The 12,842-nt window shown below is 52.1% G+C and carries 12 protein-coding genes; 4 read left to right on the forward strand and 8 right to left on the reverse strand.

Features of this window, described 5'->3' with window-relative positions:
• Positions 1-234: 234 nt before the first annotated feature.
• Positions 235-2,847, reverse strand: a complete 2,613-nt coding sequence (locus MF4836_RS07035; RefSeq protein WP_078469752.1) for an AAA family ATPase — start codon at positions 2,845-2,847, stop codon at positions 235-237.
• A gap of 615 nt (positions 2,848-3,462) precedes the next feature.
• Between MF4836_RS07035 and MF4836_RS07040 the strand changes: the two genes are divergently transcribed.
• On the forward strand, positions 3,463-4,668 hold the full coding sequence (locus MF4836_RS07040) for a hypothetical protein (RefSeq protein WP_153050202.1): 1,206 nt from the start codon (positions 3,463-3,465) through the stop codon (positions 4,666-4,668).
• 396 nt (positions 4,669-5,064) lie between these two features.
• On the opposite strand, the gene MF4836_RS07045 is transcribed toward MF4836_RS07040, so the two are convergent.
• The gene (locus MF4836_RS07045; protein WP_078469754.1) at positions 5,065-5,850 is read right to left on the reverse strand and encodes a hypothetical protein; all 786 of its coding nucleotides are present in this window, start codon (positions 5,848-5,850) and stop codon (positions 5,065-5,067) included.
• 49 nt (positions 5,851-5,899) lie between these two features.
• Positions 5,900-6,253, reverse strand: a complete 354-nt coding sequence (locus tag MF4836_RS07050) for a hypothetical protein (RefSeq protein WP_078469755.1) — start codon at positions 6,251-6,253, stop codon at positions 5,900-5,902.
• Positions 6,254-6,391: 138 nt separating this feature from the next.
• Here MF4836_RS07050 and MF4836_RS07055 point away from each other — a divergent pair, with 138 nt between their 5' ends.
• Positions 6,392-6,739 (forward strand): helix-turn-helix domain-containing protein, encoded by a 348-nt coding sequence (locus tag MF4836_RS07055; RefSeq protein WP_078469756.1) that lies wholly within the window; start codon positions 6,392-6,394, stop codon positions 6,737-6,739.
• Between the two features lie 9 nt (positions 6,740-6,748).
• Here MF4836_RS07055 and MF4836_RS07060 read toward each other — a convergent pair whose 3' ends face one another.
• The 5 genes from MF4836_RS07060 to MF4836_RS35780 form a co-directional block, all read right to left on the reverse strand.
• A complete protein-coding gene (locus MF4836_RS07060) occupies positions 6,749-7,072 on the reverse strand; it encodes a hypothetical protein (RefSeq protein ID WP_078469757.1) in 324 nt (107 codons plus the stop codon).
• A 305-nt stretch (positions 7,073-7,377) separates the two neighbouring features.
• Positions 7,378-8,271, reverse strand: coding sequence for a recombination directionality factor (locus MF4836_RS07070; protein WP_078469759.1), 894 nt, complete (start codon positions 8,269-8,271; stop codon positions 7,378-7,380).
• 90 nt (positions 8,272-8,361) lie between these two features.
• Positions 8,362-9,363 carry a YqaJ viral recombinase family nuclease gene (locus MF4836_RS07075; RefSeq protein WP_078469760.1) on the reverse strand — a complete coding sequence of 334 codons (1,002 nt, stop codon included), beginning with the start codon at positions 9,361-9,363 and terminating at the stop codon, positions 8,362-8,364.
• Positions 9,364-9,441: 78 nt separating this feature from the next.
• Positions 9,442-10,410, reverse strand: a complete 969-nt coding sequence (locus tag MF4836_RS07080; protein WP_078469761.1) for a DUF932 domain-containing protein — start codon at positions 10,408-10,410, stop codon at positions 9,442-9,444.
• Between the two features lie 94 nt (positions 10,411-10,504).
• The gene (locus MF4836_RS35780; RefSeq protein WP_078469762.1) at positions 10,505-10,834 is read right to left on the reverse strand and encodes a hypothetical protein; all 330 of its coding nucleotides are present in this window, start codon (positions 10,832-10,834) and stop codon (positions 10,505-10,507) included.
• A 231-nt stretch (positions 10,835-11,065) separates the two neighbouring features.
• On the opposite strand from MF4836_RS35780, the gene MF4836_RS07090 reads away from it, so the two are divergent.
• Entirely contained in the window at positions 11,066-11,701 is a 636-nt protein-coding gene (locus MF4836_RS07090) for a hypothetical protein (RefSeq protein ID WP_078469763.1), read from the forward strand.
• Positions 11,694-12,704 (forward strand): Kiwa anti-phage protein KwaB-like domain-containing protein, encoded by a 1,011-nt coding sequence (locus MF4836_RS07095; RefSeq protein WP_078469764.1) that lies wholly within the window; start codon positions 11,694-11,696, stop codon positions 12,702-12,704. Before MF4836_RS07090 ends, MF4836_RS07095 begins: the two co-directional genes overlap by 8 nt.
• Positions 12,705-12,842: the final 138 nt, after the last annotated feature.

Here is a 12,842-nt window from a genome sequence, read left to right on the forward strand (position 1 = left end):
GCTATGTGTCAAAAATCACCATTTGGGTATGAAGCCGTTGCGAGGTAATTGCCTGCGTAAAGGTCAGCTTCGGTGACCCAAGCGTTATGACCGAAGTACACCCTTGATTCTGCTCAACCGTAATGCTGTGAAGGGTTGGGCGGCCAAGTGCCGCCCTGCCTTGTAGTTGTGCCATTAGACTGCCCTAAACCTGCCAGCTTGATCAGGAAGCGCTGGCTCCGAGCAACCTTGCGATCACCCTCGAGCTTTTGCGATTGTCTTCAGGCGATCATCGACGGTCTTACGCCACGCATCCAGCTTCGCAATGTCCTGTTCCAGTTCATCGGGCTCTGGAACGGGCAACCTTCCAACCGCCATTGCCGCATCGTGCTCGAATTTGGAGCTTTTAGTCATTCCGGCATCAATTTCGTGATAGTCGTCATCGGTCACGACGACAGACTTGAGGCGTTGAGTTGAAACGCCCTCGCCGAACCGCTGAACAGCACCATTAAGAAGAACTTCCTCGATACATCGCTCCCATGCAAGACGCAGCTTTCCATAGCAGGCTGCGGTAAGGTGGCGATGATCGTCATCATTTCCCACTTTCTGCGCCTTGCGAACCTCCACCAGCATATCCCTAAGTCGAGCCAGGCGACCTTTGGTGCCCAAAACGTCGAAGGGCAAGTCTTGGGAGTGGACACCAAAGCCTCGCTCTGTCCTGCGGATGTAGTTTTTGGTCAGTGTGCCAGCCAGCTCCTCGATTTTTTGCTCCAAAATGCAAAGGAAGTAGATGTCATGTGTGAAGATAATCACTTGACGAGTCAGAGACTCTATTGCCAGACGCTCAGCCACCTCCCACCGGCGCCGGTGGTCAAGCGAAGAGACCGGATCATCGAACACGATGCCGCCGCGTCCCTTGCCAAGTTTGATCTCGGCTAGGAAGGAAGCGATAGCAATCGCGCGCTGTTCCCCTTCGCTTAGAATTGCCCCAGGTGCACCACCACCGGGCAGTTGCAAGACAAGCTTGAATTGCGTCCGGCCCCCAGGCGATTCCGGCTTCATTACTACTTGTAGCTGATGCACCTTGAGCCGCTTGAGTTCTTCGTTAAGGGCATCGGCTAATTCCTGGCTAGCCGTTGTACGAGAAAGCTCGGTGGACTTCCTGGATATGCCACGGGCATCCAGGCTGTCGATGCAGATTTGCAGCTTGCGACAAATTTCATGCTTGGCTAAAGCCTCCAAAACAGCGTCTTTGACCTCTGCAAGCCGCACACGAGCGTCGAACTCACGTTTCTCGGCAACCATGGCGGCACGTACCGCCTCATCAGCGGTGGCTTCCAGCGCCTTCGCCTGCTCTTGCAATTCTTCAATGATGATAGTCAAAGCATGCTGTGGGTTGGCCGATAGTTTCGGAACTTCGGCCCACGGGAGGTCCGCTGCAGCTGCCCGTAACGTGGACTTCTGCCGGAGGAGCAGGCTGTCCTGCATTGATGTGCATTCTGCTGCTAGGATTGGATCAATCTCTGTCAGTTCCTCAATCAGCGCATCGCGGAACATCACATCTAGAACGGCTTGCTGGATTGCCCTATAGGCAGATGCCGCGAGCTCTCGCGCTTGCTTCGCAGTCTGCTCGGCTTTCTGTTTGATGAAGGCATCGAATCGGACAAGACGCGTAGCTCCCTCCGGGCCGAGGGCATTTTGGCAAAGCGGGCAGGCAGCGCCCTCAGAAAGATCTGGGAACTCATGGCCAGGGTGGCAAGTTTGGGCGAATACTCGGGCCGCTTCGAAGAGAGCCTTCCACTCCTCTCCGCCGGTGCCTATCAACTGCCCAGGGGTCTGCTTGAATTCGGTTGAGGCCAGTTCAGCTGCGGACTTTGCCGTTTTGGATTTTTCAATGAGTGCTTGAAGTTGGGTGATCTTATCGTCGTCGACAAAGACTATCGCCGTAGCGATACGACCCTTCAATCCAGCGAATCGCGTGGCTTTTTGGCGCAGCGCTTGGGCCTTCTGCTTTGGGTCGGCTTCCGACAAGGTCTTGGTCAGAAGAGTTAGCCGGTTCTGCTCAGCCTCGGTGACCTTAGCCAGTGCTTCAATTTGATCTGATTTGGTCTTGGCCGGTATACCGAGAAGCGCCACCGCAACTGCCGTTTGTTCCTTCGTCAGCGCCACATATGCCGCGTCACTCGGAGCGTTTGCCGTCTTGTCCTGCGTGGCACGAGCCTTGAGTTTGTTGCATGCACTGGTCAGACCTTCCAGGATGTCCAGCCCATATGGGGCGTAGGCGAAGTCACCATGGTTGTCGATGTAGGCGCGAGCGCAGTAGGTATCGAAGATGGATATGTCTGATAGCGGCTCGGGAGCAGCGGCTCCATAGCGCCAGGGTAAGTCTGTGGCAACACCGTCTATCATCGTCTCGAATACAGCTTGAGCTACGCCGGCATTTTTGGGGTCGAGGTTCGCATTGGGAAGGATCGGTTCGCGTCGGTCCCTTGCGCGGCACGCATGCTTGAATACCCTGGAGTAGCCCGACTTACCGGCGCCGTTCTCACCATAGATGACGGTCAAGCCTGTCAATGCAATTGGGACACTGCCGCCATGCGCCAACGCGTTGACATGAGCCAAATCCTTGATGGCAACCAACTGAACGATTCGAGCTGGATCGACCGGTGGGGCAACCTGGGCATCTTGAAGCTTTTTGGGTTTGCGACTTTCTGGGTCCGGAATTCCGGCTTCTACTTTGACCAGCGCATATAGGTCCTCAAGATCGACTGCGCTAAGCGTCCGATCCTCATAGAGCCTGGCTACTGCATCTTGTTGCCAGTCTGCGAGCCCCTTAGACCACGCATGGATCTCTTGGATAATGGTCACCAGCCTTCCTCCTTGTTCGCGAGTTTTACCAAAACCGATTGTTGGTCCCTCTAATTACAGCAGATGATATTAATTTGCTATTGTGAGGCGAGCTTTTCTTGATTGCTCCAATCGAGCCCCGTCTATCGCGGCACCTGGTTTTTGGTCGTACTCTGCCGATTGCTACCATTTCATCTATAGAGCAACGGGCTGGCGGCACCAATTCGATCCGATCATCTGGCGGTAACCGTCCGGGCAGCACATCTCCTGCCTTTCAACTGATTTTCTCAATGCAGAAGAACAAGCAGTGAGTCTCATTGTCTGGCGAAGGTAACGTCGAAGCCGTTACCAAGAGCCTAACCATTGGCTGGTATGGGAATACTCGATGGGGGGCGATTGCCAGGCAAAAACCGTAATCTTGATGTCAGATACCCCGTTCGTTCGAGCGGTGCGTGCTTGCAGTTATGGCTTAGTGTTTTTATTGAAAAAAATATATAGGGTAGGTAGGGAATGATTTTTAGTAAAAAGGACCTTAAGCAGTTCAAAAGAAATCAGCTAGATTCCGATAGTGTCAAAATTAGCAAAACATTCTGCTCGGTGTGCTCTGCTATAATAACTTTTTCGCAGGTTTGGACCATGGAGGTAAATGCTGGAGTCATTACTCTCCCCGCGCAAGACGACAATGGTTATATCCTTGGTGCGTGTAATAATTGCTCGCATCAATTCAGTATCCATGTCGTCAATCCAGACTACAGCGCCTTCTCTGAGGGCGCATCCTTAATTGGTTATATCCTAGAGGACGAGGCAACTGCTGAGGAAATAAATAAGCTTGCGGCATTTCCAAATTTAACGCAGGTCTTGAGTCGTGAACTCGATATGAATCGGCGTTCTCATGTGTATGATTACGCTGGTCGCGCTCTATATGAGTGCGAAAAGTGTAGTGCGGGATTGGACGGTTTTATCTTTGAAGAGCTGAGAAGGAACTTCAAATCTATTTTTGCTGAATTCTCAGGTTATTATAGTTGGTCGTTGAAGCATGGTCGCGGCCTTCCTCCAGAGTACATGTTTATTCGTATGTCATTTAATTGCTTGTGCGGAAGTAGCTATGTCTCCTTTCTGAGCAAACCATACGTAGAGAGCTTTGAGTTTGATGAGTGTGATTTTTCCATATGTAATGTAGTTGGTGCAAAACCTATTTCCCAGACAATTCGCCCTGGCGTGTACTCTAAGAGCCAAATAATGCAATGGCTTCACAAGCTATTGGTACGTTGGACGGTGTTGTTCGATAAAATCTACATCATTGTCCCGTTTGTGGGGCACCAGTGGATGAAGGATCAAGATCTAGTCGACACTTGGCTTGAGCTAATTCTTCGAGCAGACCCTGGCAAGGTTCGGTTGGTAACCCGTAAGGGCCAGCTAAATTCCTTCAAGAAAGCTTATCAGCAATCTAAAGGTATAGATTACTCTTTGTTGGAGAAGTTGGATTTGGCTTCGCGCTTATTGCGTGAGGTGGTTCCAGATTCTAAATTCCATGCCAAAATTTATGGCGCGGTGTCGAAGTCTGGATGTGAGGTTTTCAGCGGGTCAGCAAACCTCTTAAGTGGACCGTCTAAAGAAGTCATGCACTTTACCGAGCTGAAGGATATGGAGGTATTCGATGACGCATTCATCAATCCTCTAAATCTGACTTTCAACGAGGAGGTCTGGGAAACCGAAAAACGTTATTCTCTTCTATTTGATGGGGCTGAAAACTTCAGCACTCGTGGTGCCACGAGTACTGTTCACAGTGGTGAATATCGAGACCTGATGCTTTTTGACCAGTTGCCAAAACGCGCCTTTTGATTCGATCGCGGGAGAAAAATCGGCACAAAATTTGGTTCGGTCGGGGGCTTGGCTCTTTATGCAGTGATACAGGGTATTGGACTGCCCAGCCCCTATTAATTATCGATACTACAATCGCACTAAAGGCCTGCACTGGCGATAGGTATGTCAAGTTGTTTGCATGCTGGATAATTTGGGCTTTTAGGGGCTTAGGGTAGAAGTCGGTTAGCGCATGGGCACCTCGATCCTGACATAATCAGGATAGAGTGGGGGCCATCGTTGGACTCTTATGGTCTGGGCGCGATTATGCTTTGGCAAAAATAAAAAATCTTGGCTAGTAATGGGGGGCGTATGCCCCCTGTTATTGGGGTTAGCAAGGCGCGACTATTCTAGATTGTCCGGCAGTGCTCAGGATTGTTATGGCAACAGATAGCCCATCGGCTGTTCGTCTTTGTCGAAGCAGAGGATGGCCTCGCAGTGACCTCCTAGCTGGTCGGCATTCGATTCGCTGATGTCCGGCAACCATTTGCCCAGTTCAGCTACTGGCACTTTCTTGCTGTTGATGTAGCAGTCGTCATCCATGCGCGGATTGCACCAGGCAGTTTTGACTTCTGGCCATTCGGATTGGGGATTAGAAGGGGATTTTGCTGCTGATGCTGCCTCGCCCTTCGTCTGATTCCACGCTGTCCAACCCCCGATGTAGCGTTTGTCGAAGGTCGAGACCAGTTCATTGTCCGGGACACCTGCATCCAGGTAGAACTTCATCAGTAGACTGCCTGCTTCGACGTACGACACTTGACGAGTGGCGTCGGTACGGTAGGCGACTGGCTTGCCGTCAGTGCTACTGCCTATGCGATACCAGATCGAGAGTTGGAACGGAGTGTCCTCCTTCCAGTTACCTACATCCGCACCTTGCATTCGACAGTTGCCACGCTGACACATGCCGTTGACTTTGTTGGTGATGCGGACATTTTGCTGGCGCTGAGCGTCCCAGATGTCCACGTACCGCGTGCTGGTGAGCCAAGTGCAGAAGAGCATGGGTTGGCCAGTTGCTGCAGAGCGAGTGACACATGGAATCGCTTCCGGGAGGTTGTGAGTCGATTTCTCGTCTGGAAAGAAAGCCGCTGTCCCTTGGTACGCGGAGATCTCAGCGTTGGCGTGAGCACAGGACGCGAGAAGAAGGATGCTGAGGATACGGTTCATGGTTTATTTCTTACTATGGAGGGTTTGAGGAGAGGGCTGAGCAAAGCTGCTATTTCTTGTAAACAACCTTTAGCCGCTTGTTGACGTAGTCCTTGATGATTTCGTAGTCGGGGTTGTACGTAACTAGTGTATGACCTACGCCTGCTGCAGCCGTTAATGTCGCTATGGTCAATGTGGCTGGTGTTGTGAGGACAGTGAATACGGCGCCGAGTGCACCGCCTTGCACTACTGCACTTTTCACATCGCTTTTAACTCGACACTTCATCCCCAGGTTTTCAATCTTGGTTTCAACCTGTTTGATACCTGCCATGAAATTGCCCCTGAGACCATGGATCTCGAAGGACGCTTTACTTTTCACGAGACCTTCAATCTGCGCTTCATTCAGACCTGTTACGACGATCATGGTTTTTCTGAGCTCCCTGCAAGAGATAGTGGTTTTGAGAAAGGATGCGATAGAACCTTTTAGGTTGAGTCTCAACTTAATAAGTCCTTCATGTCAACGGGTTGATAGCCAACCATCCAGGTTGAACTGGAGGGCGGCATGTCAAAAACCAAATCGAAGCAGTTGGCTGAGCTTGTTGGCCAAGCAATTGCTCGCCAGCGTGCTCGTTGCAAGCTGAGTCAGGAGCAGGTTGCGGAAAGGCTTGGGATTGGAAGCGAGGCCGTATCCCGTATCGAGCGAGGGATCGTTATGCCTAACATCGAGCGTTTGGTGGAGCTGGCAGCGGTTTTTCGTTGTGAAACGGCTGACCTGCTGACCGAGGGGAGTTCACGCCCTGAGGATCAGGCGCGGAGGCTTTATGACTTGCTGTCTAGGCTGGAGGAGTATGACCGCGACTTCGTCATGGACATGGTGGAGCGTCTTGTCACTAGGCTTGATCGCAACTGATTGGCTCAGTCACGGCGGTTGCTTTGTTGTTTCAGAGGATTCTTTTTCCCGAGGCTCGTCGAACAGAGCACCACAGCGTAGGCACAAACAGTTGAACCCCGCGAAGTGAAACTTGGCGACATCCTCGGCTAACCGCAACGCCGATGGATACGCGGGAGTGATAGCGGCCAACCCATTGATGAGCAGATGGCTGCCTGGCGCTTGGGTATTCTCATTAGATTTCTGCGCTTCTCGCAGCGCGCTGTCAGCCAGGCCGAGCAACAGGGCGATGCCTTTGGCTGCTTCCCTTGTCAGGATGGCCTTGGAGTCGCAGATCAAGCAGTATCGAAGCATGATTCATTCTCCTGGTAAAAGCGGCCGCGTGCATGGCCGCTGACGTTTACTTGGAATATTTCAGGTGGGTTTTCTCCGGCAAGAGGAAATTAGCCTGTGCAAGCGACTCAGTATCCAGCAGGCCAGCACCAAGACCAGTAACAGCGGTGGGAAGCGCAGCATGAGCAGAATGCTCAGCACCAGCGCCCCGGCGGCTGCAAGCGCGCCGACGAATATGAACAAGCAGAGCAAAAATCGCATTAGCGACATGGTGGGACTCCAAGATCTTGTATCGGGCCGATGTACTCGGCACCGACAGGTTTGATTCAGTGGGCCTGCGACGTGAGGGCTTCTAGTTTTCCCGCGAGGGAGTTGGGAGCGGGCTGCGATTCATCCTGGCTAGAGGTGCTGGCGGGCTCCGAATTTACGAAAAACTCCTCGATCACGACGTGACTGTCCTCCTCGCTGTCCTCGAAGGCGCCGTTGCCGAAGCCTCGGCGAGCCGCGTCATCTAGAGCCCTCTGATCGAAACCTGCTGTTTGCCGCTGTGTATCCAGCTCGCTCGCCTTCTGCAGTGCTTCGCTCATATCCATGCCAGCGCGTATCGTGATGTCGACATAGAAGATCGGCGTGCCATGGCTTTGCCGGGTGGATTTACCGCGTAGACGCAGCTCCAGCGGCAGGCAAGCCAGTCGATTGCCCGAGATGGCCTGGAAGTAATGCAGTCGAGCGGCCAGGGTGCGGATGCTGTTGAATCCGGTGGTGCGGAACACAAAGCTACCCAACGAATCCTCATCACCGATAATCACATTCAGTCGCCCGTAAGGCTTGCAGGCACCGCCTTTGGCCAGTGGGCAGGCATCGGGCGAAGGGCAGGGCAGAGACTGTATGCCGTCCTGGGCAGCGCGCTTGCAGGTTTCACCATTGCCCACGCACAACGGTCGCCCGGACTGCCGGTCGAACAGGGTGTAATCGGCCCGGAAATTCAGCTCCGGTTCGTTGAACAATAGGCGTATAGGAATACTGCGCAGCTTGTCTTCCTTACTCTGGCGCAGTTCGTCGTTGAGTGGATGTAGCAGCCAGCCATCCCTGCTTTGTACTTGGGATGTGATGGTGAACTGATCATCTTTCTCCGGCAGGCGTTTACCGTTTCTTTCAACGACTTTGCCGATGGAGATGCGTCCGAGCACGGGCGGAGTCAGTGCTAAGCCTTTCAACATGATGGTTCTCCTGGAAATGAAAAAAGACCAGTCACGCAGCGCGAACTGTATGGACTGGCCAAGGGGAGGGAAGAGTGAAAGAGGTGGAAATCAGCCGACCAGGAAACGCCTTGCACCGGGTTTCAGCAGCGGGTACTTGGTCTGCAGGTAGGGCTTGTCCTGGAGCAGTTGAGCGACATCGAGACCGATGCTGTCCTTGGCCTTGCGCCAGGAGACGTAGCCGTTGGAGAACTCCGCCCGACTGGCATCGCCCATGGCCTGCTGCAGCATCTGCTTGAGCTCAGCCTCGCGCTTTTCCTTGTCGGCAATCGACTGGCGTACGGCCTTGAGCTCTAAGTAGGCCGCAGCCAATCCTGCATGGCCGCTGAAGTCGACGGTCTGACCGTTGCCCTCCGGGTACAAGCAGCGCAAAGCCGCCTCGGCCGATGGACTGCCGTCGGCTGGCGGCGGGGTATCGGTTTCCACGTAGGTCCAAAACTTACGCTCCAGTTCGATCAGGCGGGCGATCATCTGCTCATCTCGCTTAATGCGATGGATCTCCAGGTGCTGACCTCCGAGCAGCACCGCTACATCTGCCGCCTGCTTGCCGGTGACTGCGAGTTGGTGCATCACTTGCAGTTCTACATACTCGGGTACACCTTCCTTCCAGAGGCGTGCCCCATTTATGCCGGCGGTCTTACATTCGAGGATCTGCACGTCGTCCGCGCCGATCACCTCACGGTCGATGTTGGCTAGCATCCAGGACATATCCGGATTCGGATGCTGCAGTACGGCGTTGATACGTCGCACCTTATTCTTAGTACGCTTGCTGTAGTGCCAGGCCACGATTGGTTCCAGCACGTTGCCCCAGTACATCGGACTTTCTTCATCATGTGGGTCGGCTTTTGGCAGAGTGGTGTATCGACCGGTTTTCTCCAGCCACAGCTCCAACTGCGATTTGTAGGGATTTAGACCCACCGCAGCGCCGGCATCCGAGCTGCCGATGCCTTGGTTGCGCACCGCCAGCCAATCTTCACGAGGCAGTTCCTTGGTGCTGATCAGGCGCAGCGCTGGACGAGCCTTGCTAGTGCTGCGCAACGGAGTAGCGTTCATAGCGTTCACCTTGCAGAAATAGAAACGCCCGATCAGCCTCGTTGCTGATCGGGCGTTTTGGGGGGAGGAAGTAACCGTTTAGGCGACAAGCTGCAGGGCGGAGTCCAGAGCACGTTGCTTGATCTGCGCCCCTTGGCCGAACCAGGCCGAGTCCATGCGGTACTCGTTGCTACGGGCGCGACGTTCATGGTCGACGTACTCGGTTACGGCGTTGAGCAGGCCCCAGGCGGTACCGCGAGCCGAGTCCAGCTGACTGCCCCGACCGCGGCCTTCATACAGCTCTTGCACCTTTCGCAGGGCGCGTTCGTTGGGCAGTACCTCCGGCAGTGCGCCGGTTGGACTGGTCTCACACAACACTGTCATGAAGAACCCCAGTGCCTCATGCCACTGAACCTTGCGCTCAGACAAGGTCCGCATGCGGTACATAAACTCATCCCACTGCGAGACGGCGATGCCGAGCTGTTTCTTTACTGCTTTCTGATCGAAGCGGGTGTTGTGCGGCACCTTGATCGCGCGGCTGGTGCCGTCCAGGGCGATGGTCAGAGTGTTGTTGCACACCACTCGCACGGTGGTAGGTGTTGCTGTGGTGGCCAGGGTGCCGTCGCAAGATGTGGCCAGCAGCAGGTAGCCGTTGACCTGGTCGTTACCATTGAGCGTTGCGCCTTGCCCGGTACGCGCCAGCGCCCAGAACTTGCGACCGCCCTTGAGCACACCGGCCGTTTCCAATTCATAGCCGGAGACCTCGGTGAGATCCCGATAGAACTCCAGCACCTCGCGCGGCTGCACGGTGTGATAGCGTTGAGAGACTACCGACAGTGGTGCCTTGGTATCTGATCGGTAGAGCACCTTCTGCTCAGGGAAGGAGTGGATGGTGCCCAGGCGGCCGACAGCATCCGATTTGAAATGCACGGGGCTTTCCTCGATTTTCCAGTTCATGCCGGCTTCGCGTTGCCAAACTTCGATGGGTTGTTTTTGAGTGAGCTGGTTACCCAGGCCGTGCCAGGGAGAAGCGCCAGCGTAGGCCATAGTTTCGACGAGATGAGCCATGGTTGAGGTTCCTTTGGGTGCAAGTCGGCATAAGCGCCGCGCACTGCGCAGCACCGTCCCGACGATATGGATAGAAAGAAATGGTACGGCCAGGTCAGGTCGGCAGGTTGAAGCGGTGACCACAGAGCAGGCAGAGGTTGTGGGCCAGGACGTGGCGGTCGAGCGACTCGCCTAACTGAGCGCCGAGCGCGCAGCCGCCCACGCCACCAGCCAGGCCGCCTAGGATGGCGCCCGACACTGATCCGAGGGTGACGCCGACAGGTCCGGCGATAGCGCCGATGAGCGCACCAGCCTGACCACCTGCTATAGCTGTGCTGACGCCACGGGCTGCACCGCCTACGGTGCCGATAGCGGCCCCGATTTTCATGGCGTGGTGGAAGGAAGCGACTTTTGGGGAATGACAGCGAGGGCACTGCAATGACATGGGGCAAACCTCTCTGGTGGTTATGTCATTGCGATTATGTAGGGCTGAGTTTTTTTCGAATTGAATCCAACTCGGCATCTTGATCTGGTTGAAGGAGTTTTAGAGGTAATTTTCCGTTTGCGACGTTTTGGCACCACTCAACGAATCAGGCTGAGCGTCCGGATAGGATTCTGATTGGAGGGTAGTCACCTATCAGCTAAGATCTTGTGTTAAGGCACAGGGAATAGTCCAATGCAGAGCAGTAGGGACAGAAGGCACGGATTGACGCGGCTGGGAAGGCTTACCCTTTTCCTAGTGTCTTACATTCCGTTGTTTTTGATAATTATTTTTCAGCAATTCTATAAAAACAGCGACTATATAAGCTTTGGCGGTTTCAACAGCGATGCCTGGATGAATTTCGCAAAGAAATTCGGTGTGGCTACCACTCTTATAATTATCTCGGTTCTGGCTGTTATTTTCTTGATGGTCTTACTCAAAAATCTCGGAGAGAGAGCTGAGGAAAGCGGCGAAATTTCCAAGGTAGTTGACGTAGAAAATAAAAACTCAGAATCAATCGCTTATCTATTTACTTACATTATCCCTTTCGTATTTCAAGATCCCGCTGACCCTGCCCAGTTAATACCAATAGTCACTTTGATGTGTGTTACGTATACAATTTACGTCAATTCATCAATGATACTTATAAACCCAACTTTGAGTTTTTGGTATTCGCTCTATCACGTAGAGGTCGAAAGCCTAGCGGGAGTAAAGAGGAAAATAATAATTCTTACCAAAGAAAAGTTTATGGAAGAAGGTGATTTGCTCAAGATGAAGCGAATTGCCCACAGATTGTATTTTGGTATAGATTTGGGGAGGAAGGATGAGTAGCGAAGCGTTGAGCACCGTTAAAGGTTTACTAGAGCAGCCAAATCTTTCGTTCGAGGTTTTCTTTATACAAAGAAAAGCCAAGACTGAAAATAAGAAAAAAGGATTTAGCTATGCTCTTAGTAGGATAGATGCATCGAAGGAAATCAATGGTTTTTTTCTTAAGTCTGCAAAGGCGCAAGTTGATAAATATGTAGAGTCTTCGGCAGTGGCTCAGAAATATGCTGTCATCTCCGATGACATGCCAAAAACGCTGTTCAAGTATGATGAGGCTGGAAAGTTAAAGGTTTCAGATCATACCTGGAAGAAAATTCTCAACGGCACGGAAATAAAGTCCGCCGTTTCTTTAAATGAGCTAAAAAAGAATATTTGGTGCTACTGCGTTAAGATTGTAAGTACGACTGATGGTGGAAAGGCAAAAGCCTTATTTTTCAAAAAGTTAACAGCTACAAGTGTTGCTACAGACACACCGCAAGGCTTTGGGAAGAAAGTTAAGGCTCACTTCGACTCCGCAGACCCTAAGTTGGTGGAGGTTAAGGCTGAGCATATTACTTTTGAAGATAGATTTGATTGCGTATTGCAAGACAATTCGTTTCTGATTTTCTCTAAGGCTGCGTTCGAAAAAATTGCCGAGTTAGAAGATGAGTTTGTTGAGCTATCAAACAAAACATTAGAGATAATAAATAATCATTCTGTGGTCGAAGGTTTAGAAATTGTTCGTGCGGAAGTCACATCAAAACCTTCTATGATGCGAGCCCTAGCGAATATCGCTAAAAATAACAATCATGCTCAAATCGGTGCTGCTGAAATTGAGAATATGAAGCAGATGCTTCTTCAGTATGAGGGGCGAGAACTGAAGTCAACTTCAGATGGAAGAGTCCTAATTGAAGACAAGAATGATGTTGAGGATTTTTTGAAGTTGCTCAATGACTATTACAAGCAAGGTATGGTTACAGGTAAGACGTATGGATCAAATTCTGGAAGCTTGTTGATTAAAAGGAATTGATTTTAAGCTCTTGCTTATTCAAGCTGTGTTGTGATTTATGTATTGATGGTCGCTGTGGCTTTAGAGCTAGCTATTGAGCTGTTTTCGAACCACTCCAGATATGTAGCATCTGGAGTGGTTAGTTAACGGATATAGGAT

The organism is Pseudomonas sp. MF4836 (genome assembly GCF_002018875.1).
Taxonomy (GTDB): Bacteria; Pseudomonadota; Gammaproteobacteria; order Pseudomonadales; family Pseudomonadaceae; genus Aquipseudomonas.

Bases quoted from the DNA above. Each gene is read 5' to 3' on its own strand.
- MF4836_RS07040 (WP_153050202.1), top strand. From the start codon at position 3,463: ATGGAGGTAAATGCTGGAGTCATTACTCTCCCCGCGCAAGACGACAAT.
- MF4836_RS07045 (WP_078469754.1), bottom strand. From the start codon at position 5,850: ATGAACCGTATCCTCAGCATCCTTCTTCTCGCGTCCTGTGCTCACGCC.
- MF4836_RS07050 (WP_078469755.1), bottom strand. From the start codon at position 6,253: ATGATCGTCGTAACAGGTCTGAATGAAGCGCAGATTGAAGGTCTCGTG.
- MF4836_RS07055 (WP_078469756.1), top strand. From the start codon at position 6,392: ATGTCAAAAACCAAATCGAAGCAGTTGGCTGAGCTTGTTGGCCAAGCA.
- MF4836_RS07060 (WP_078469757.1), bottom strand. From the start codon at position 7,072: ATGCTTCGATACTGCTTGATCTGCGACTCCAAGGCCATCCTGACAAGG.
- MF4836_RS07070 (WP_078469759.1), bottom strand. From the start codon at position 8,271: ATGTTGAAAGGCTTAGCACTGACTCCGCCCGTGCTCGGACGCATCTCC.
- MF4836_RS07075 (WP_078469760.1), bottom strand. From the start codon at position 9,363: ATGAACGCTACTCCGTTGCGCAGCACTAGCAAGGCTCGTCCAGCGCTG.
- MF4836_RS07080 (WP_078469761.1), bottom strand. From the start codon at position 10,410: ATGGCTCATCTCGTCGAAACTATGGCCTACGCTGGCGCTTCTCCCTGG.
- MF4836_RS35780 (WP_078469762.1), bottom strand. From the start codon at position 10,834: ATGTCATTGCAGTGCCCTCGCTGTCATTCCCCAAAAGTCGCTTCCTTC.
- MF4836_RS07090 (WP_078469763.1), top strand. From the start codon at position 11,066: ATGCAGAGCAGTAGGGACAGAAGGCACGGATTGACGCGGCTGGGAAGG.
- MF4836_RS07095 (WP_078469764.1), top strand. From the start codon at position 11,694: ATGAGTAGCGAAGCGTTGAGCACCGTTAAAGGTTTACTAGAGCAGCCA.